General features: G+C 60.9%; 22 protein-coding genes. 16 read left to right on the top strand and 6 right to left on the bottom strand.

Going from position 1 to position 16572, the window contains the following annotated elements:
- Nucleotides 1–47: 47 nt before the first annotated feature.
- The 5 genes from EN984_RS02995 to EN984_RS02970 all read left to right on the top strand — a co-directional run bounded on the left by EN984_RS02995 (nt 48) and on the right by EN984_RS02970 (nt 3600).
- A complete protein-coding gene (locus tag EN984_RS02995; RefSeq protein ID WP_127273615.1) occupies nt 48–374 on the top strand; it encodes an alpha-ketoglutarate-dependent dioxygenase AlkB in 327 nt (108 codons plus the stop codon).
- A 141-nt stretch (nt 375–515) separates the two neighbouring features.
- A complete protein-coding gene (locus tag EN984_RS02990) occupies nt 516–956 on the top strand; it encodes a DUF2231 domain-containing protein (protein ID WP_127267415.1) in 441 nt (146 codons plus the stop codon).
- Nucleotides 953–2293, top strand: a complete 1341-nt coding sequence (locus EN984_RS02985; RefSeq protein WP_127267414.1) for a sorbosone dehydrogenase family protein — start codon at nt 953–955, stop codon at nt 2291–2293. The genes EN984_RS02990 and EN984_RS02985 overlap by 4 nt, the downstream gene beginning before the upstream one ends.
- A gap of 379 nt (nt 2294–2672) precedes the next feature.
- A complete protein-coding gene (locus EN984_RS02975) occupies nt 2673–3290 on the top strand; it encodes an NAD(P)H-dependent oxidoreductase (RefSeq protein WP_127267424.1) in 618 nt (205 codons plus the stop codon).
- Nucleotides 3291–3450: 160 nt separating this feature from the next.
- The gene (locus EN984_RS02970; RefSeq protein WP_127267413.1) at nt 3451–3600 is read left to right on the top strand and encodes a DUF3309 family protein; all 150 of its coding nucleotides are present in this window, start codon (nt 3451–3453) and stop codon (nt 3598–3600) included.
- Between the two features lie 126 nt (nt 3601–3726).
- Here the strand turns inward: EN984_RS02970 and EN984_RS02965 are convergent, their stop codons facing one another.
- Nucleotides 3727–4509, bottom strand: a complete 783-nt coding sequence (locus EN984_RS02965; protein WP_127272419.1) for a DUF1236 domain-containing protein — start codon at nt 4507–4509, stop codon at nt 3727–3729.
- A 195-nt stretch (nt 4510–4704) separates the two neighbouring features.
- Between EN984_RS02965 and EN984_RS02960 the strand changes: the two genes are divergently transcribed.
- Both EN984_RS02960 and EN984_RS02955 read left to right on the top strand, forming a co-directional pair.
- The gene (locus tag EN984_RS02960; protein ID WP_127272420.1) at nt 4705–5157 is read left to right on the top strand and encodes a hypothetical protein; all 453 of its coding nucleotides are present in this window, start codon (nt 4705–4707) and stop codon (nt 5155–5157) included.
- 96 nt (nt 5158–5253) lie between these two features.
- A complete protein-coding gene (locus EN984_RS02955) occupies nt 5254–5490 on the top strand; it encodes a hypothetical protein (RefSeq protein ID WP_127267548.1) in 237 nt (78 codons plus the stop codon).
- 10 nt (nt 5491–5500) lie between these two features.
- On the opposite strand, the gene EN984_RS02950 is transcribed toward EN984_RS02955, so the two are convergent.
- The gene (locus EN984_RS02950; protein ID WP_127267547.1) at nt 5501–5758 is read right to left on the bottom strand and encodes a hypothetical protein; all 258 of its coding nucleotides are present in this window, start codon (nt 5756–5758) and stop codon (nt 5501–5503) included.
- 288 nt (nt 5759–6046) lie between these two features.
- Between EN984_RS02950 and EN984_RS02945 the strand changes: the two genes are divergently transcribed.
- The 4 genes from EN984_RS02945 (at nt 6047) to EN984_RS02930 (ending at nt 7959) form a co-directional block, all read left to right on the top strand.
- On the top strand, nt 6047–6256 hold the full coding sequence (locus EN984_RS02945) for a DUF2934 domain-containing protein (RefSeq protein ID WP_236383395.1): 210 nt from the start codon (nt 6047–6049) through the stop codon (nt 6254–6256).
- 89 nt (nt 6257–6345) lie between these two features.
- The gene (locus EN984_RS02940) at nt 6346–6531 is read left to right on the top strand and encodes a hypothetical protein (RefSeq protein WP_127267546.1); all 186 of its coding nucleotides are present in this window, start codon (nt 6346–6348) and stop codon (nt 6529–6531) included.
- A complete protein-coding gene (locus EN984_RS02935; RefSeq protein WP_127383623.1) occupies nt 6528–7424 on the top strand; it encodes an alpha/beta hydrolase in 897 nt (298 codons plus the stop codon). Before EN984_RS02940 ends, EN984_RS02935 begins: the two co-directional genes overlap by 4 nt.
- Before the next feature lie 124 nt (nt 7425–7548).
- Nucleotides 7549–7959, top strand: coding sequence for a DUF427 domain-containing protein (locus tag EN984_RS02930; protein WP_127267544.1), 411 nt, complete (start codon nt 7549–7551; stop codon nt 7957–7959).
- A gap of 29 nt (nt 7960–7988) precedes the next feature.
- Here the strand turns inward: EN984_RS02930 and EN984_RS02925 are convergent, their stop codons facing one another.
- Nucleotides 7989–8420 carry an HD domain-containing protein gene (locus EN984_RS02925; RefSeq protein ID WP_127267543.1) on the bottom strand — a complete coding sequence of 144 codons (432 nt, stop codon included), beginning with the start codon at nt 8418–8420 and terminating at the stop codon, nt 7989–7991.
- Nucleotides 8421–9041: 621 nt separating this feature from the next.
- Between EN984_RS02925 and EN984_RS02915 the strand changes: the two genes are divergently transcribed.
- Entirely contained in the window at nt 9042–9650 is a 609-nt protein-coding gene (locus EN984_RS02915; protein ID WP_127267549.1) for a cysteine hydrolase, read from the top strand.
- 100 nt (nt 9651–9750) lie between these two features.
- Nucleotides 9751–11025, top strand: a complete 1275-nt coding sequence (locus EN984_RS02910; RefSeq protein WP_127267541.1) for a DUF763 domain-containing protein — start codon at nt 9751–9753, stop codon at nt 11023–11025.
- A gap of 22 nt (nt 11026–11047) precedes the next feature.
- Here the strand turns inward: EN984_RS02910 and EN984_RS02905 are convergent, their stop codons facing one another.
- From EN984_RS02905 to EN984_RS02895, 3 genes are all read right to left on the bottom strand, one after another.
- Nucleotides 11048–11491 carry a PPC domain-containing DNA-binding protein gene (locus EN984_RS02905; protein WP_127267540.1) on the bottom strand — a complete coding sequence of 148 codons (444 nt, stop codon included), beginning with the start codon at nt 11489–11491 and terminating at the stop codon, nt 11048–11050.
- Between the two features lie 36 nt (nt 11492–11527).
- Nucleotides 11528–11845 (bottom strand): plasmid stabilization protein, encoded by a 318-nt coding sequence (locus EN984_RS02900; RefSeq protein ID WP_127267539.1) that lies wholly within the window; start codon nt 11843–11845, stop codon nt 11528–11530.
- A gap of 170 nt (nt 11846–12015) precedes the next feature.
- Nucleotides 12016–12186 carry a hypothetical protein gene (locus EN984_RS02895; RefSeq protein WP_127267538.1) on the bottom strand — a complete coding sequence of 57 codons (171 nt, stop codon included), beginning with the start codon at nt 12184–12186 and terminating at the stop codon, nt 12016–12018.
- A 165-nt stretch (nt 12187–12351) separates the two neighbouring features.
- On the opposite strand from EN984_RS02895, the gene EN984_RS02890 reads away from it, so the two are divergent.
- From EN984_RS02890 to EN984_RS02880, 3 genes are read left to right on the top strand one after another with little or no spacing between them, the layout of a single operon-like run.
- Nucleotides 12352–12969 carry a (2Fe-2S)-binding protein gene (locus tag EN984_RS02890; protein WP_127267537.1) on the top strand — a complete coding sequence of 206 codons (618 nt, stop codon included), beginning with the start codon at nt 12352–12354 and terminating at the stop codon, nt 12967–12969.
- A 1-nt stretch (nt 12970) separates the two neighbouring features.
- Nucleotides 12971–13993, top strand: coding sequence for a xanthine dehydrogenase family protein subunit M (locus EN984_RS02885; protein WP_127267536.1), 1023 nt, complete (start codon nt 12971–12973; stop codon nt 13991–13993).
- A 3-nt stretch (nt 13994–13996) separates the two neighbouring features.
- Complete coding sequence (locus EN984_RS02880; protein WP_127267535.1) at nt 13997–16276, top strand: xanthine dehydrogenase family protein molybdopterin-binding subunit; 2280 nt, start codon at nt 13997–13999, stop codon at nt 16274–16276.
- Nucleotides 16277–16572 lie beyond the last annotated feature (296 nt).

Below are 16572 nucleotides of genomic sequence, written 5' to 3'. Positions count from 1 at the left end.
ACGATAGGCGCCAGGTAGTCGAGGCCCCGCCGATCCCTGACTTCCTGTTGGCCCTGCGCGACCAGATCGCGGCGTTGGCAGGCAAGCCCGCCGAGGCCTTCGCGCAAGTGTTGATCAATGAATACCGGCCCGGCGCCGGCATCGGCTGGCATCGAGACAAGCCTCATTTCGAAGACGTTGCGGGTGTTTCGTTGCTGGCGCCTTGCAGCTTCCGGCTCCGGCGGAAGAATGGCGCCAAGTGGGATCGCCGGACCATCGTCGTCGAACCAAGGTCGGCGTATCTCATGACTGGACGATCGCGCACTGAATGGGAGCACAGCATTCCGCCAGTTGACCTGCATCGATACTCGATCACCTTGCGGACATTGCGCTAACTCCGCAGGAGGATCGGACGCCGAGCCGTTCTGAGACATCGCCAGCGCCATCACGAGTTCTTGAACGCAAACGGTTCCGGGAACCTCCTAACCACAAGTTGGTTTGGAGGACAGGTACAGCTTCAAAGGTGGAGAATGTCCATGGCCCGTGCCCGATCCGTATTGGTGGCCGCCAGGCGTCCGTTGCATAAAACGCCGATGGCAGTCGCAAATGCGTGTTTCGTCGGCACATTGCTGACCGACGCTGCCTATTGGCAAAGCGCTGAAATGATGTGGGCCGATTTCTCCGCCTGGCTGCTGCTTGCCGGCCTGCTTGTAGGCGTGCTCGCGGTTCTTGCAGCACTGGTCGATTTGTTTACCGACCGGCTTTCCGGTGAAGCCGGGCGCGTATGGCCATATCTCCTCGGCAGCCTCATCGTGCTCGTCATGTCGCTCTTCAACGCACTGGTGCACAGCCGGGATGCCTGGACCTCGGTCGTGCCGACGGGGCTCATCCTGTCCGCCGCCGCCGTGATCGTTATTCTCTTGGTGGGCCTGCTGGGATGGAGTTCCGGCCGCACTCAGGTGGAGGTGGTCGAATGAATGTCTCCGCCAGACATATCCCGCGTATCGCCAGCCTCGGTCTGCTGTGCGGATCGATTTTGGTGCTGCCCGCATGCAGCGACAACGAACCGGATCCCACCGATCAGGTCGGAGCGAACCCGACGCTGCCTGAACCGATCCAGTATCTGGTGCCGCCGATGCATGTCGCGTCGGTCATCGGTTGGAAACAGGAGGAAAGGCCGACGGTCGCCAAGGGTTTGCAAATCCAGGCCTTCGCCAAGGGCTTGAAGCATCCGCGCTCGCTTTACACATTGCCGAATGGTGACGTTCTGGTGGTCGAATCCGTGGCGCCGCCCGGTGCAGCGATCAAGCGGCCGAAAGACCTGGTCATGGGCTGGATCGAGTCCATGGCGACGTCGGGCGGCGGCACCGAAGGAAGCAACCGTATCACTCTGCTGCGCGATACCAACGGCGATGGTGTGCCCGATGTCCAGGAGGTTTTTCTCGATCATCTCAATTCGCCCTTTGGTGTGGCGCTGGTCGGCAACGATCTCTACGTCGCCAACACCGACGCCATCGTGCGGTACCCCTACACGTCGGGCGACACCAAGATCACCGCCCCGGGCACCGTGCTGACGCCGTTGCCCGGCGGGCCTATCGATCACCACTGGACAAAGTCTCTCGTGGCCAGCCGCGACGGGTCTCTGCTTTATGTCGGCATCGGATCCAACAGCAACATCACCGAGAACGGCATCCAGGCGGAAAAGGACCGGGCCGCCATCTGGGAAGTCGACAGGGCCACTGGCCGTTATCGTGTTTTCGCGAGCGGCCTGCGCAACCCCAACGGACTGAGCTGGGAGCCGCAGAGCGGCGCGCTGTGGGCTGTTATCAACGAGCGCGACGAGCTCGGTCCTAACCTGGTTCCCGACTACATGACCTCGGTCAAGGACGGCGCGTTCTATGGTTGGCCGTACAGCTACTATGGTCAGCATGTCGACCCGCGCGTGATGCCGCAGCGGCCGGACCTGGTCGCCAAGGCGATCCCTCCCGATTATGCCTTGAGTTCCCACGTCGCACCTCTGGGCTTGGCGTTCTACACTGGAACCAACCTGCCGGACCTGTATCGCAACGGCGCCTTTGTTGGCGAGCATGGCAGCTGGAACCGCAAGAGCTTCAACGGCTACAAGGTCGTTTTCGTGCCGTTCAAGGACGGTCATCCAGACGGCAAGCCGCAGGATGTCGTCACCGGTTTCCTCGACAAGGACAACAAGGCGCACGGGCGGCCGGTCGGTGTTGCCGTCGACAAATCGGGCGCGTTGCTGATCGCCGACGATGTCGGAAACACGGTCTGGCGCGTAACTTCCGCGAGCCAGTAGGCACCTGCATAAACGCGGATCGCTTCACCTATCTCGGTGCAAATTCCGCCAGCGCCTTGACGAATTCTGCCGGTGCCTCGATCGGCAGGAATTCGCCGCAGTTGGCGATCATGTGACCTTGCAGGTTCTTTGCGCCAGACAGCCTGCGTCGGAATCGCTCATCGCTGTCTGTCCTCCAGTAGTGGTCAGTGCCCCTGTGAGCCGGCTGGACCGTCACCAAGTGGGAGGAGGGGGCCGTCTCGCCCCCGGCCTGTTGGTCCGCTTGGCGGAACAAGCATTCAACCCTGGCGTTAAATGCCGGGCGCTCCCGCAACGGGCGAATGGGCTGTCGCGACGTCGTCGCGGCGATTTGCAATTAGGACAATGCAGGGAGATCCAGATGCCGCTTACGGCCTTCGCACTCAATTGCTCGCTCAAAGCTTCGAACGACAGGGAAAAATCCTCCACCGATCGGTTGCTCGCCGATGTCCTGGCGGCGCTGATGCAATACGAGGTGAAGGGCGAGATCGTGCGTGCGCTCAGTCACGATATCAAGCCCGGCGTGCTCTCCGACATGGGCGAGGGCGACGATTGGCCGAAACTCAGAGAAAAAATACTGGCGGCCGACATTTTCGTACTCGGCCTCCCGATCTGGCTTGGCCAGCCCTCGAGTGTGGCCAAGCGCGTCCTGGAGCGGATGGATGCGTTTCTCGAGGAGACCGATGACAAAGGGCGCATGCCGGCAGCAGGAAAGGTGGCCTTGGTGGCCATCGTCGGCAATGAGGACGGTGCGCATCACTGCCAGGCGGAATGCTTTCAGGCACTGAACGATGTTGGCTTCACCATCCCGGCCAATGGCGGGGTCTACTGGGTCGGCGAGGCCATGCAGGAGGTTAACTATGTCGATCTGCCGGCGACTCCGGAAAAGGTCTCGGGTGCGATCGAAATGGCAGCATCAAACGCCGCCCATCTCGCTGGATTGCTGAAAGACCGGGGCTACTTGGGCGTCTCGGGGTGACCTTTGTTCGCCTGACATCCTTGAACCTGGCAGCGTCGATGCGGTCTCAGTCGGGAACAGGAAGGCTTGTAGCGAGTTCATAATCACATCAGCCGGCGACCGCCGCTCCCTCTAAGGCGCGAAGCCGCAAACAGGAGAGCAAGTCACGGGTCTCGGCACAATTCTTATCATCATTCTGATCATTGCATTGCTTGGCGGTTTTAGTGGGCTTGGCGGCGGGCCATTCTACGGCACCGGCTATTACGGCGGCGGCGGCCTCGGTCTTCTGCTGCTTATAGTCATTATCCTGGTCGTGCTCGGGCGTCTCTAGCCCTCGCGATGCGGTGGCAGGGTGTATCACCTGCCGCTTGCAGTCCCTTTTGCGGGTTGCTTTGAATCCATAGCAGCCCAGCAATGGCGGTCCGCCCTCTGGAGGGCGGACCACTGCTCGGACATATCAGGTCAAAATCAGGACGATCTTGAACGTATCCGGATCAACGATCACGATCCGGCCGTCCGCAAGCACGAAATACTCGTAGCTTTCGTAAGCGGGAACGATCTTGACGATACGAGCCGGCAAACGATGCAGCCTGACCTTTTGCCGCGGAACTTCGACGCCGACGGTGATGTCAAAATCGACGTTGGACACAGGCTCCACTTTCGTCTCCCGGATGATCTGGGTGACTTCGGTTTTCTGCTCCACCGTCACGTTGTTGATGGAACCGGTCGACGTCGTATCCTGCGTCGAGGCCTTGCCCTGGACCTGCTCGTCGGTTTGCGTCTTGGTCTTGTCCTGAGCCTGCTGGTCGGTGGTGGTGCCGGCCTTGCCTTGAGCCTGCTCGTCGGTTTGCATCTTGGCCTTGTCCTGAGCCTGCTGGTCGGTGGTGGTGCCGGCCTTGCCCTGAGCCTGCTCGTCAGTCTTCAGCTTGGTCTTGTCCTGGGCCTGCTGATCGGTTGTGCCGGCCTTGCCCTGAGCCTGCTCGTCGGTCTTCAGCTTGGTCTTGTCCTGAGCCTGCTGGTCGGTGGTGGTGCCGGCCTTGCCCTGTGCCTGCTCGTCAGTCTTCAGCTTGGTCTTGTCCTGAGCCTGCTCGCCCATCTTGGAACCATTCTGGCAGCCAGCTTGCCCGGAAGCGCAATTGGCGTCTGCGCCAGACTGGCTTTCGGGCTGTTGTGTCTGAGCCATCGCCGTTCCACAGCCGAGCCCGATCGCCAGCATGCTGGTAATGAGAACATGTTTCATGGGGAAATCTCCCTGGGTAAGATTCGTCCCTTCAGTGCGTAGAACCAGCACCCAAAAAAAATGTTCCGAGATAGTTGAGTGAGGGCTAAAAAACGACCTCGCTTGAGATCATACGATCGCGGGCGAAAGCCGCCGCTAAAACGACCTTTTCAACTCTGCCGATTGCCCTAGCTCTCTCCTGAGAGGAGACCGGATATGGCAATTTATAGTCTGAGAGTGGTCAGCTTCATTTTCGTTGTATTGGCTTTCGTTCCGGCCGCCGCGCATTTCTTCACGATGTTCAACAAGATGAAGCTCGACGGGCCGAACTATCTGGCTGCGCAACGCGCCTATGATGGATGGAGCCTGTTCGGCATCGTAGTGCTGGGAGCATTGCTCTCTACGGCCGCCCTGGCGATCCTGCTCTACCGAGCGAGTGCATCTTTCGGCTTGGTTGTTGTCGCCTTTCTCAGCATCGGCGCCACGCAATTTGCCTTCTGGACGCTGACCTATCCAATCAATCAGGCGACCCGGAACTGGACTGTCCTGCCTGAAAACTGGGAGCTGCTGCGGCGGCAATGGGAGTATTCGCATGCCATCGCCGCCGGCCTCAACGCCTTGGCGTTGCTTGTGCTTTTCCTATCGGCGCTTCGCGCTGCGGTGCGTTGAACGACCACGTCTTCACCAGCACGGCCGCCGAGCGTGCAGGAACCACCAATGAACCGAAATCATTGACCCGCCAGATGTTTCCAGCGTGGCCCGAAAATGAAGCGGTATTATTTCGATCTTCAAAACGGTGACGGCGCGATACCCGATGATAACGGGCAGCTGTTCGAATCCCGGGAACAAGCCAGAGCGGAAGCAATTCGTATTTTGCAGGATGTTGCCCAAGACGAAATGCCCGACTGCGATTTCGTCAAGGTAACCGTCAAAGTACGCGATGAGGTCGGTGCGCAGATGTTTGAGGCATCGCTTGTCCTGACCTCCGGATGGAGCGTGTGATGCCGCAGTGCTAGCGGCTATACCGCACCGGGATTTGCACGACATTCTCCGATCCAGGCAGATCGAAGGCCATGGCCAGCTGACGTACGGAGGCCATCTCCACGATCAGTTCTTCGATCGAAAGATCCGGCAGACCGGTCTTCACCCTCTGCCTCACCCTGGCCGCAAGTTCATGAACCCGTACCGGGACGAAAAGCGGGCTGTCGTCCAGCAGCTTGCTGATTTCGATGACCACATCAGCGTCGATGTCTTTCGGCAATTCCCGCATGGGCGTCACCTCCAATCGAAGCAACAGCCCGCCATATCGGTGCGGCGGGCGATCAGGCATTGAGCGCCGGGCAGTGGGATCGGAGAGGGACGTGCTCGGCGCTGGCCGATAGCCAGATTCATAAAGCTGCGGGCATCGGTGTGTCACGAAAAAATATCAGTACGAAAATTACCAAGCGGTTTCGTCCCACGCAATCCACAAGCGCCTTCCCCGAAATCGCGGCTCCGGCAGCGGCTGTTCCCGACAGAGGAGGAACAAAAAATATGGCCCGGAATTGAGACTGACGAATTGGAGGATCTGGCCATGGACAGCAGGGAAGAAAAGATCAAACGGCGAGCCCATGAAATCTGGGAACAAGAGGGCCGGCCGGCTGGCCGCGAGCAGGAGCACTGGGACCAGGCCGTGCAGGAGATCGAGGCTGAGGGTTCGGAGACTGAACGTGGCCCGGTTTTGCCTGATCCGACAGTTGCAGCCGATTCCAATAGCTTGAAGCGTTGATCGTCAGATGCCGTGGCGTCTTGAGAGGACGATCAGGCAACCAAATTGGTGGAACCTCGTTTGCCGGACAGCAACCAGAGGAGGTTTCGATGAAGAGGTTCTTTTCACTCCTGATCCTGGCCGCTGGCCTTACGCTCGGCGCCTGCGACAACAATATCGAGCCGATGAAAGCCAACACCGGCCCCATCAACAAGAACCCACAGGTTGACCAGGCCGCCAGGCCAGAGTCCGCGACTGGTGATGATAAGCCAGCTATTGCGCCTCAGAGCCAATGAACTCCGTCTCACATTGCAACACACCTCTGCTGCGCGTCGCCTATCTCGATGGTGGACCGCAGGACGGCGCCCCGGTTATCCTGCTGCATGGCTGGCCCGACGACGCGACGACATACGCTCGGATTTCGCCGGTCCTTCATGAAGCTGGCTTCCGGACGTTTTCGCCTTGGTTGCGGGGCTTCGGGCCGACATCGTTCCTGTCAAAAGAAATCATGCGCTCGGGCGAGATTGCCGCGATGGCGCAGGATGTGCTGGATTTTGCCGATGCGCTTGGCCTCAGCCGCTTTGCAGTCGTCGGACACGATTGGGGCGCCCGGATATCCTATCTGCTCGCGTCGGTTTTCCCGGACCGCATCAAGTGCTGTGCTGCGCTGTCGCTCGGCTGGCAACCAGGCAAACCAGCAACGCCGGCGCCCGGACAAGCGAAAGCATTTTGGTATCAATGGTTCATGGCGACGGCACGGGGCGCCGAGTTCGTACGAAACAACGGCAAGGAATTCGCCAGATACCAGTGGGACAGCTGGGGTCCATCAGGCTGGTTCGACGACGCTATTTTCGATGGTGTCGCGAGTTCGTTCGAAAATCCTGACTGGGCGGATGTGACGTTGCATTCCTATCGGGTCCGATGGGAAGAGGCCGAGCCCGATCCCCGCTATGCCGAACTCGCCCGCCGGCAAGCAGCGGTCAAGATCATCACGGTGCCGATCCTGACGCTTCATGGTGGCGCCGACCGCGTTGTGTTTGCCCAGTCCTCAGAGGGGCTCGAAGAGCATTTCACCGCGTTCTACAGGCGGGTGGTGCTGGATGGCATCGGACACTTCCCGACGCGTGAGGCTTCTGATCAGGTTTCGCGATTGTTGGCTGCGTTTCTCGACAGCCATGGCAAACGCTGAAGTGGGGTCGTCATCCGACCTCATAGTAGAGGCCGGAACCTGACGCATCGCCGCGCATTTCGTCTCCATGCATGACGAACCGAAATGCGGCCTCGCAATCAATCGGCAGCCAGGGAGAATTTGAATGCAAGCTTCAGACGCAATCTCAGCACACCATGCTGGCCAGCTGGCCATAGTACCGTTTGTCGGCACGGTGACGGTACGATTTTCCGACGCCATAGTCGCTGCTACGGAACGGGCGAAAGTGCTTCAGGAAGAAGGACATGAGCCCGTGTTCTACATCCCTTTCGAAGACATCTATTTCGACCTTTTCGAAAAGACGAACACCACCAGCCGCTCCCCTTCGAAAGGCACCGCGAGCTACTGGCGCGTCCATGCGGTGGGCAGCTCGGCTGACGATTTCATGTGGGCATACGAGACGCCTGAAACCGCGGCGCGGCCCATTGCACGTCATGGTGCATTCGATCCGGAAAAGGCGCGCATCGATGCTGAGCCCGCGGAGGACAGACGGCACACGCCCCACGTCCCGGAGTAGATTGCCCGTTCGCAGCGGGGCGAGTTGATTCAAGGCTGGTGCTGACGGCGCGGAAACTCGTCATCAAGGATGCGTAGTGCCTCCTCATATTTGACAGTCGATGCCCCGACCTGTCGGGCTTGCCAGATATTGTCCGCCAGATCCGCGCGCTTCACCGGCAGCGCCAATGGATTCGATGCCGCTCGTCGCACGAACGCGAAGTAGTCCTCGCCATCCCTGCGCGACATGGCGTCGACGGCCGAAGCGATCGTCGGGCCAAAACCGGCCTCGTCCAACCTGGTCCGGTTCCAGCCTTCGCCCTTTTCCACGACGTCATGGAGATAGGCGACGACCTTCTGGTCCGTGGTTTCGACCGCGTCGACGACCCGGCGGCAGTGCTCGATATACGGTCGCCCGGTCTTGTCGCGCTGTGCTGCGTGGACCTCTTCGGCAATCTTGGCCGCCCGGTAAAACATGCTCATCTGGCTTGCCCTTCAGACATGGTTTCACCATCGCTCCTCGGTATCGTGGTGCGGCAGGTCTATTCCGCAGCAAACCCAGCCAAGTCGCTGCCTCGATCCATAATTGTAGCGCGGCTCCAGGCGAGCCGGATCGTCGAACGTTCCGACATGCAACGCGATCTCTCCGGGCGATGCGTCATAGGCAAGGCTGAGCGGCGATCCGCAGGCGGAGCAGAAGCCCCTCCGGGCAATCGGTGAAGATCTGCGATAGGCCGGCGTCGCATTGGTCCAGGTCACGCTTTGGGAAGGCACCCAGGCCACAACTGCGAAGGCACTGCCGGTCGTTCGCCGGCACATATCACAATGGCAATAATGCACTCTCGGTTCGCTTCCAACGCGGAAGCGGATCGTGCCGCAGAGACATCCTCCGCTTAGTTCCATTTTGGCGCCCCGGCTGACTTGCGGCTCCAACGCCTCTCGCGCGGTCTCATGCGAGCACCTCCATTCATCTCAGCGGAAACGCCAGCCATTTGCGTCGGTTCCTGTGGCTATTTCAGGAACCAGTGCTTGCGCGCGGCGTTGCGTGTCTTTGCCGACAAAGTGAGGAAACAGGGAAATGCATCGTCGGTCGGAGAAGCGCTGATGTCGATGCCGGGGCTGGCATACGGACCTCTCGGCGATCGATGCATGCATGTCTGCGTGGATATGCAGCGGCTGTTTGCCGAGCCGTCTCAATGGGCAACGCCCTGGATCACCCGGGTTCTCCCGCAGATCGAGAGGCTGGTCGAAAGACGCGCGCCACAGACGGTCTTTACACGCTTCCTGCCAGCCGAAAAGCCGGGGCAGGGCGTCGGCACATGGAAGCGCTATTATGAGCGCTGGGCTTCCCTGACGATCGAGACGATCGGGCCCGAAATGACCGAACTGTTGCCGTCTTTAGCCGGCTACTGCCCGCCAGCGGCGATCATCGACAAGCACATCTATTCGCCCTGGTTCGAAGGGCGCCTCAGAGCCCTTCTGGTGGAGCGCGGCATCGATACGCTGGTCATTACCGGTGGCGAAACAGATGTTTGCGTTCTCGCCACCGTGCTCGGGGCCATCGATTTCGGCTATCGCGTGGTTCTCGTCACGGACGCGCTGTGCAGTTCTTCTGACGCAACCCATGATGCACTGCTGACCGTTTACCACCAACGTTTCGCGCAGCAGGTCGAGACGGTTGAGATGGAAACGGTTCTCTCGAACTGGACTTGACGTCCGCTAACCCGGCCCGGGTGGAAGTGTCCATGCTTCCTTGCGCGGTTGGGCTGCCTATCTGTTAAGAGAATGACGGACACCAGAACAGGTAGCAGACGTGACGCAACGATCGGGAAGTGCTGACCTTCCACTCCATGGCGGGCGCGTGCCGAAATGGCTCGGCGACCGCATGACGCGTCTTGGCGCTGTGATGTGCGAGGCGATCATTCATCACTATGGTCGAGACGAGCTGCTGCGGCGGCTGGCGCATCCATTCTGGTTCCAGTCCTTTGGTGCTGTCATGGGCATGGATTGGCACTCGTCGGGGATCACGACCAGCGTCGTGGGCGCTTTGAAGCGTGGCCTCACGCCGCTCTCCGGCGAGCTCGGCATTCATGTCTGCGGTGGTCGCGGCGCGCATTCGCGCAAAACCCCGCATGAGCTGGAGGCCATCGGCCAACGCGTCGGCTTCGACGGGGCGGGCCTTGCCACCGTCAGCCGGCTTGTCGCCAAAGTCGACAGCGCCGCGGTCCAGGACGGTTTCGATCTTTACCTGCATGGTTTCATCGTCACCGATGACGGTCGCTGGGTCGTGGTGCAGCAAGGCATGAACGGTGACAGCAAGGTGGCGCGCCGCTACCATTGGCTCTCCGAGGGCCTCAAGAGTTTTGTCGAGCAGCCGCATGCCGCCATCGAGGGCGTCCATCAAGGTGAGATCGTCAACCTGACCGACAGGCGCGCCGACGCGTCGCGCCAAGGGCAACTGAACCTTTTGCAAGACCTCGGACCCGATCGCATCCTGGGCGAGCTTGCAGCATTGGAGCGTTGCGCGGAGCCGACGCGCCGGCAAGAACCGGAGCAGCCGCTGCTGCCGCATTTGGTCATGCCGGCCCACCATGATGTTCGCGAAAGCGATGTCGTCATGCATCGTCTTCACGGCAATATCGCAGCCGCCGCGAACCGCGGTCCCACCGATTTCGCCGAGCTCCTTCTGGTCCCCGGCGTCGGCGCGCGTACGGTGCGCGCGCTGGCCCTCGTTGCCGAGGTGGTGCATGGCGCGCCTTGCCGGTTTTCCGATCCCGGCCGCTTCTCGCTGGCGCATGGCGGCAAGGACAGGCATCCATTTCCGGTACCGCTGAAGGTCTATGACGAGACGATCGGGGTTCTGAAGTCGGCCGTGCAGAAGGCAAAGCTCGGTCGCGATGAAGAAATCGGTGCCTTGAGGCGGCTCGACGATCAGTCGCGGCAAGTCGAACGATACGTGACCGGCCCCAGCCTGAAGGAAATTGTCGCGGGAGAATTCGACCAGTCGCATCTGCTTGGCGGGCGCAGCGTGTTTGGCTGGGAAGCGCCGCCGGACACAGCATCAACTGAGCGGAACGAGAAAGCGTGAGCACGGGTGGAGGGGCTGGAGATCAATCGTCAAGATCGATGAGTGCGACACCGAGCTCCGGACGCTTGCTGCGACGTAGATGACCGGGTGCTTCCACCAGGGTGATTTCGAGCGTTGGCCGAACGATGCCGTCAAGCAGATGTCCACCCCGAGTGGTGCCGTCACTCGATCCAAGGACCGCATGGACGTGCAGGCTGGGCTTATCGTCGTCACCCAGTGCGACATCGCCGATCGCGCTCAGAACCTCGCACTGTTCGTCGACAGGGATCTTGCGGTAGGTCTTCGAGGCCGGATCGAACCAGCCCACCGTGGCTTTCTCGAAAGCCCCTATGGCGGTCAAGGACGCGCTGCCGATCTCCTGGTCGACCGCGAAGGCGGTCAGTGCCGCGAACGCTTCTTCGCCTGGGTCGAGCACCACGACGAATGTTCGTTGTCCGCCGATCTCATTGACGAGCTGCGATTTCATCCCTGTGCTCCCGCCGCATTCAGTGCCGGCCTCATATCAATGTGCGCGGTGTTCCGCATTGCGCTTGCGGGTCGCCGCAGCTTTCTTTGCCGATTCCGATCGGCTTGCGGCAGACCGTGATGCCGATGCCTTGCCGCCGCTTTTGCCGCCTTTGTGCGCCGCTGGATGGCCCGTGTGTTTGCCGCGGCCGGAACCGCCTTCCTTCTTGCCGCCGCCATCGTCCTTGTTGACGGTAGCCCATGCGCGCCGCTCTGCCTCCTTGTCGGAAACCCCGCGCTTCTCATAGCCTTCGGCAATGTGGTCGGCTTTGCGCTCCTGCTTGTCAGTGTATTTCGATTTCTCGCCTCGTGGCACGGCCTGTTCCTCCTGTTGAATAAGGGCTGAACGTCGACTCGACGCGCTGGTTCCAACAGAAGTCGCGTAGCCAATGGCGCATCGCGATGCATGGCCAAACACCGCCGCGCCGCGCAAGCTAGCGCCTTTCGGGCCGGGGAGAGTGCAGCAGCAAGGCGAGGGGGATTGGTTCAGCCGATTGCCAACCTCACGACGAGGGCCAGGATCACGACGCCGACCAAGCCGGCTATGAAGACGACCCGACGCGTGCGCGTTCGCAGGATGATATCGCCTTGTCTCGCCTGATCCGCAGAGAATACGGGTCCATTGTCACGGTCCTTGCCATGCCGACCATCGCTCATGATCGCCTCCTTCCCGCTGTTGGCACACAACCATCGCTTGACCGGGGAGGTTCCGATTGCGTCGATCCCGCCGACAGAAAAAAGGATCACAGGCTCGTGAGGAGGGAACTTTGCCCTCCGCGAGTGGTTTGGGCCGCTTGAGACCCAGCCAGCCCGGAGCCAGCCATGTCCGATGCCAAGACTTCCAGTGGCCTGAGCAGACGCATGTTCATGACGGCCTCTGTTTCGGCGGCGGCGGTGATGCCGCTTGTAAATTCCCCGACGAGAGCTGCCCAGCCCGCGTCCGCAAAACCGGCCGAACCGCGCGATTTGTCGGCGGTTTCGATGCGTATCAACAAGCAGACCTACAACCTCGCGCTCGACAATCGAACCAGCCTGCTTGACGCGCTGCGCGACCATGTCGGCCTGACCGGCACCAAGAAAGGTTGCGATCACGGTCAGTGTGGTGCCTGCACGGTGCTGATCGACGGAAAGCGGGTACTGTCCTGCCTGAGCTTTGCCGTCATGAACCAGGGCCGAGAGATCACAACGGTGGAAGGCCTGGCTTCGGCGGAAGGGGAATTGCATCCGGTCCAGCAGGCCTTCGTCGACCACGATGCCTTTCAATGCGGCTATTGCACACCGGGTCAGATCATGTCCGCCATCGGTTGCATCAACGAAGGCCATGCTGGGTCGGAAGACGATATTCGCGAATATATGAGCGGCAATCTATGTCGCTGCGCGGCCTATCCCAACATCGTTGCCGCGATCGTCCAGGCACGCGACGAGACCAGGAGGGCTTAGGATGCACCCATTCGTATATGAAAGACCAACCAGCGTCTCCGCGGCAATCGCCATGGCGTCCCGTCCCGATACCGTGCATGTTCCGCCAACCGGTGCCGACACGCAGTTCATCGCCGGCGGCACCAATCTGGCCGACTACATGAAGCTCGGTGTCGCGCGGCCGGAGCGACTGCTCGACCTCAACTCTCTTGCCGAGCCGGCCTTGCGGCAGATCAGGATAGACGATGATAAGATCCGGTTTGGTGCGCTGGTCCGTATGGGTGAAGCAGCCGACAACAATGATGTCAGGCGCCGTTGCCCGGTCCTCGCCGACAGCCTGAAATTCGCTGCCAGCGGTCAGCTTCGCAACATGGCGAGCCTGGGCGGCAATGTGCTGCAACGTACGCGCTGCGAGTATTTTCGAGAGATATCTTGGCCGTGCAACAAGCGCGAACCGGGCTCCGGCTGCGCTGCGATGGAAGGGTCCAATCGCCAGCATGCCGTGCTGGGTACGAGCGATGCCTGCATTGCCACGTATCATGGTGATTTCGCGCAGGCGCTGGTTGCGCTGGACGCCACCGTCGATGTCGAAGGTTCGCGGGGAAGGCGCACGCTCATTTTTGCCAAGCTGCATAGACGGCCGGGCGAGACGCCCGACATCGAGACGGATCTGGCCGCCGACGAGCTTATTACCGCCATCGAAGTGCCGCTCGCACGGTGGGCCAGCCGGTCGCGCTATCTGAAGATACGCGATCGCGAATCCTACGCGTTTGCGCTGGCGTCCGCGGCTGTCGCGCTCGACATGGATGGCGAGACGGTAAGGAGTGCGCGCATTGCGCTCGGCGGACTGGCGACGGTGCCGTGGCGTGCGCGCGAAGCAGAGGACACGCTACAGGGCAAAGTGCTTGACGAAGCCACGGCGCAGGAGGCCGCAGAGGCTGCTTTCGCCGATGCCAGACCGCGCGAGCATAACGCATTCAAGATACCGCTCGGCAAGCGCACGCTGGTGCGGGCGCTGCTCGAAACCCGGGATATGAAGGGCTGAGCCATGAACCAAGCTGCACCCGCTCCAAGGGAAAACCAGGGCGATCCCGTTGTTCGCATTGACGCCCGGCTAAAAGTTACCGGACAGGCCGGCTATCCCGCCGACATCGTCACCGCCAACGTCGCCCACGGTGCCCTTGCCACCAGCAGCATTGCGCGGGGCAAGGTTTCCGAACTTCACACGAAAGACGCCAGGGCCGTACCCGGTGTGCTGGACATCGTCACTTATGGCGATCTGGACAAGACCGACATGCCGAAATTCGGCAACACCGGCGCAAGTTCGATTGGGCCTTTGCACGACAAGACGGTTTTTCACGATGGTCAGATCATCGCTCTGGTGGTCGCCGAAAGCTTCGAGGCGGCGGAGGAGGCAGCGATGTTGATCCGCGCCGACTACGAGGACGAACGGCCCAGCGCCAGCTTTGATTCCAAGGGCGTGAAGATGGAACCGGCTGCCGGCAAAAGCCCGATGTTCAAGGAGGATGCGAAGGCCGGTGACTTCGACGCCGCCTGGGCGGATGCGACGGTGAAGATCGACGAAAAGTATTCGACGCCGACCCAGCATCATAATCCGATCGAGCTGTTTTCGACCACAGCCATATGGCAGGGCGACCAGTTGACGATCCACGAGCCCAGCCAGAATGTTACGGGCTGGAAGGTGGAACTGGCACGCCAATTGAAGCTCGATCCGGCCAATGTGCGGATCGTCAGTCCCTATATCGGCGGCGCCTTCGGCTCCAAGGGGCCGATGACGGCACGCACTGCGATCGTTGCCGTCGCGGCGCGGCGCATCGGCCGGCCGGTTCGCTGCGTCGTCAATCGCATGCAAGCCTTCGGTACGCAGACCTATCGAGCCGAAACGCGGCATCGGATCCGCATGGGCGCCGGCAAGGACGGCCGCATCACGGCGTTCGGACATGAGGCCTGGGAGGTGACGTCACGCCCTGACCCTTATGTCGTCGGCGGCACGTCAGCCACCGCGCGCATGTACAATTACGGCTCCGTTCTGACGCATGTTTCGCTGGTTCATGCCGACCGCAACACTCCTGGCTACATGCGATCGCCGCCGGAGACGCCTTATGTCTACGCGCTGGAAAACGCCATGGACGAAATGGCCGTGGCCCTCGGCATGGATCCTGTCGAGTTTCGTCGCATCAATGAACCGGAGAAGGAGCCGATCGGAGGCAAGCCATTTTCCAGCCGCTCACTCATCAAGTGCTATGACCAGGCGTCCGAGGCCTTTGGCTGGTCGAAACGCGATCCCACGGTCGGCTCGATGCGCGACGGCGATTGGCTGGTCGGGATGGGCTGTGCGACGGCAATCTATCCGACAGCCGCCGCGCCTTGCGCGGCCCGGGTTCGTCTCACCGCCGATGGCGAGGTTCGGGTCCAGTGCGGCTCGCATGAAATCGGCACCGGCGTTCGCACCATCGCCGGCCAGATGGCGGCCGAAAGGCTGGGGGTTGGCATGGACAAGATCAGCGTCGAGATGGGCGACAGTGCCTTGCCGCCGGCTCCGGTGTCAGGCGGATCGATCTCGACCGCCAGCGTCTGCTCCGCAGTCATGAAAGCCTGCGACGCGATACGCGAAAAACTGTTTGCCGCCGCTGCGGGCAAGGGGGCTCCGCTGGCAGGTTCGGCCAATGCGAAGCTGGATTTGAAGGACGAAGAGGTCGTTGCCGAGACCGGCAAGTCCGCCAAGCTGGCCGATGTGTTCAAGGCCATGCAGGTCGGCGCCATCGAAGAATATGCCGAGTTTGCGCCGAAGGGTTCTTCGCCTGAAGCCCTCAGCAAACTCTATGCCGGACAATCGGAGTTTCATGGTGGAGAGAACGACGAAGATTCGGTCAAATATGCCTTTGGCGCCGAGTTCGTCGAAGTGCGCATCAACAGCTATACACGCGAAATCCGGGTGCCACGCATTGTCGGAGCCTTCGCTGCCGGGCGCATCATGAACACGCGCACCGCGCGCAGCCAGTTGATGGGTGGCATGATCTGGGGCATCGGCCAGGCGTTGCACGAGGCCACGGAAATCGATCAGCGACACGCGCGCTACGTCAATCGCGACCTGCAGGACTATCTCGTGCCGGTCAACGCCGACATCAAACAGGTCGACGTTATCCTAGTCCCCGAAGTCGACCACCAGGTCAATCCTGCCGGCGTCAAGGGCTTGGGCGAACTCGGCAATGTCGGAACGGCTGCCGCCGTGGCGAGTGCCGTCTATCATGCCACCGGCAAGCGCATTCGCGATCTGCCGATCAGAATAGATGATTTGATAGGCTGAGGGTCAAGAGCTCTGAGAGGAGGGGCTTCACAAGCCGACATCGTCATCGAAATTGTCGCGGTGGCGGCGTTGTCCGACTGAAAAAGTTTTCGCATGCAGCGATAGCTTAATCGCCTTGGCTCTCGAGTGTCACTCCGGGGCTGTGGCCGGAGCCGTGTAACGGCGGCGTACAGCGTCAAGCACCCGCTTGCGACTATCCTGCGCCGACAGGGTCTTGTCCTCTTCCGCCTCGGCGGTTTCGCGCGCCAGGTCCTTGTCCCTGATCTGATGTCGGAACCATTTGGAATAGTCGCCGG

The organism is Mesorhizobium sp. M7A.F.Ca.CA.004.12.1.1 (assembly GCF_003997835.1).
In the GTDB taxonomy this organism is placed as follows: Bacteria; Pseudomonadota; Alphaproteobacteria; order Rhizobiales; family Rhizobiaceae; genus Mesorhizobium.
The sequence above is the reverse complement of the archived record's forward strand: the minus strand, read 5'-3'. Positions and strand labels throughout refer to the sequence as shown.

What these genes read in the sequence shown, in the direction of transcription:
- EN984_RS02990 (WP_127267415.1), top strand. Translation starts at nt 516, where the DNA reads ATGGCCCGTGCCCGATCCGTATTGGTGGCCGCCAGGCGTCCGTTGCAT.
- EN984_RS02985 (WP_127267414.1), top strand. Translation starts at nt 953, where the DNA reads ATGAATGTCTCCGCCAGACATATCCCGCGTATCGCCAGCCTCGGTCTG.
- EN984_RS02975 (WP_127267424.1), top strand. Translation starts at nt 2,673, where the DNA reads ATGCCGCTTACGGCCTTCGCACTCAATTGCTCGCTCAAAGCTTCGAAC.
- EN984_RS02965 (WP_127272419.1), bottom strand. Translation starts at nt 4,509, where the DNA reads ATGAAACATGTTCTCATTACCAGCATGCTGGCGATCGGGCTCGGCTGT.
- EN984_RS02960 (WP_127272420.1), top strand. Translation starts at nt 4,705, where the DNA reads ATGGCAATTTATAGTCTGAGAGTGGTCAGCTTCATTTTCGTTGTATTG.
- EN984_RS02955 (WP_127267548.1), top strand. Translation starts at nt 5,254, where the DNA reads ATGAAGCGGTATTATTTCGATCTTCAAAACGGTGACGGCGCGATACCC.
- EN984_RS02950 (WP_127267547.1), bottom strand. Translation starts at nt 5,758, where the DNA reads ATGCGGGAATTGCCGAAAGACATCGACGCTGATGTGGTCATCGAAATC.
- EN984_RS02940 (WP_127267546.1), top strand. Translation starts at nt 6,346, where the DNA reads ATGAAGAGGTTCTTTTCACTCCTGATCCTGGCCGCTGGCCTTACGCTC.
- EN984_RS02935 (WP_127383623.1), top strand. Translation starts at nt 6,528, where the DNA reads ATGAACTCCGTCTCACATTGCAACACACCTCTGCTGCGCGTCGCCTAT.
- EN984_RS02930 (WP_127267544.1), top strand. Translation starts at nt 7,549, where the DNA reads ATGCAAGCTTCAGACGCAATCTCAGCACACCATGCTGGCCAGCTGGCC.
- EN984_RS02925 (WP_127267543.1), bottom strand. Translation starts at nt 8,420, where the DNA reads ATGAGCATGTTTTACCGGGCGGCCAAGATTGCCGAAGAGGTCCACGCA.
- EN984_RS02915 (WP_127267549.1), top strand. Translation starts at nt 9,042, where the DNA reads ATGTCGATGCCGGGGCTGGCATACGGACCTCTCGGCGATCGATGCATG.
- EN984_RS02905 (WP_127267540.1), bottom strand. Translation starts at nt 11,491, where the DNA reads ATGAAATCGCAGCTCGTCAATGAGATCGGCGGACAACGAACATTCGTC.
- EN984_RS02895 (WP_127267538.1), bottom strand. Translation starts at nt 12,186, where the DNA reads ATGAGCGATGGTCGGCATGGCAAGGACCGTGACAATGGACCCGTATTC.
- EN984_RS02890 (WP_127267537.1), top strand. Translation starts at nt 12,352, where the DNA reads ATGTCCGATGCCAAGACTTCCAGTGGCCTGAGCAGACGCATGTTCATG.
- EN984_RS02885 (WP_127267536.1), top strand. Translation starts at nt 12,971, where the DNA reads ATGCACCCATTCGTATATGAAAGACCAACCAGCGTCTCCGCGGCAATC.
- EN984_RS02880 (WP_127267535.1), top strand. Translation starts at nt 13,997, where the DNA reads ATGAACCAAGCTGCACCCGCTCCAAGGGAAAACCAGGGCGATCCCGTT.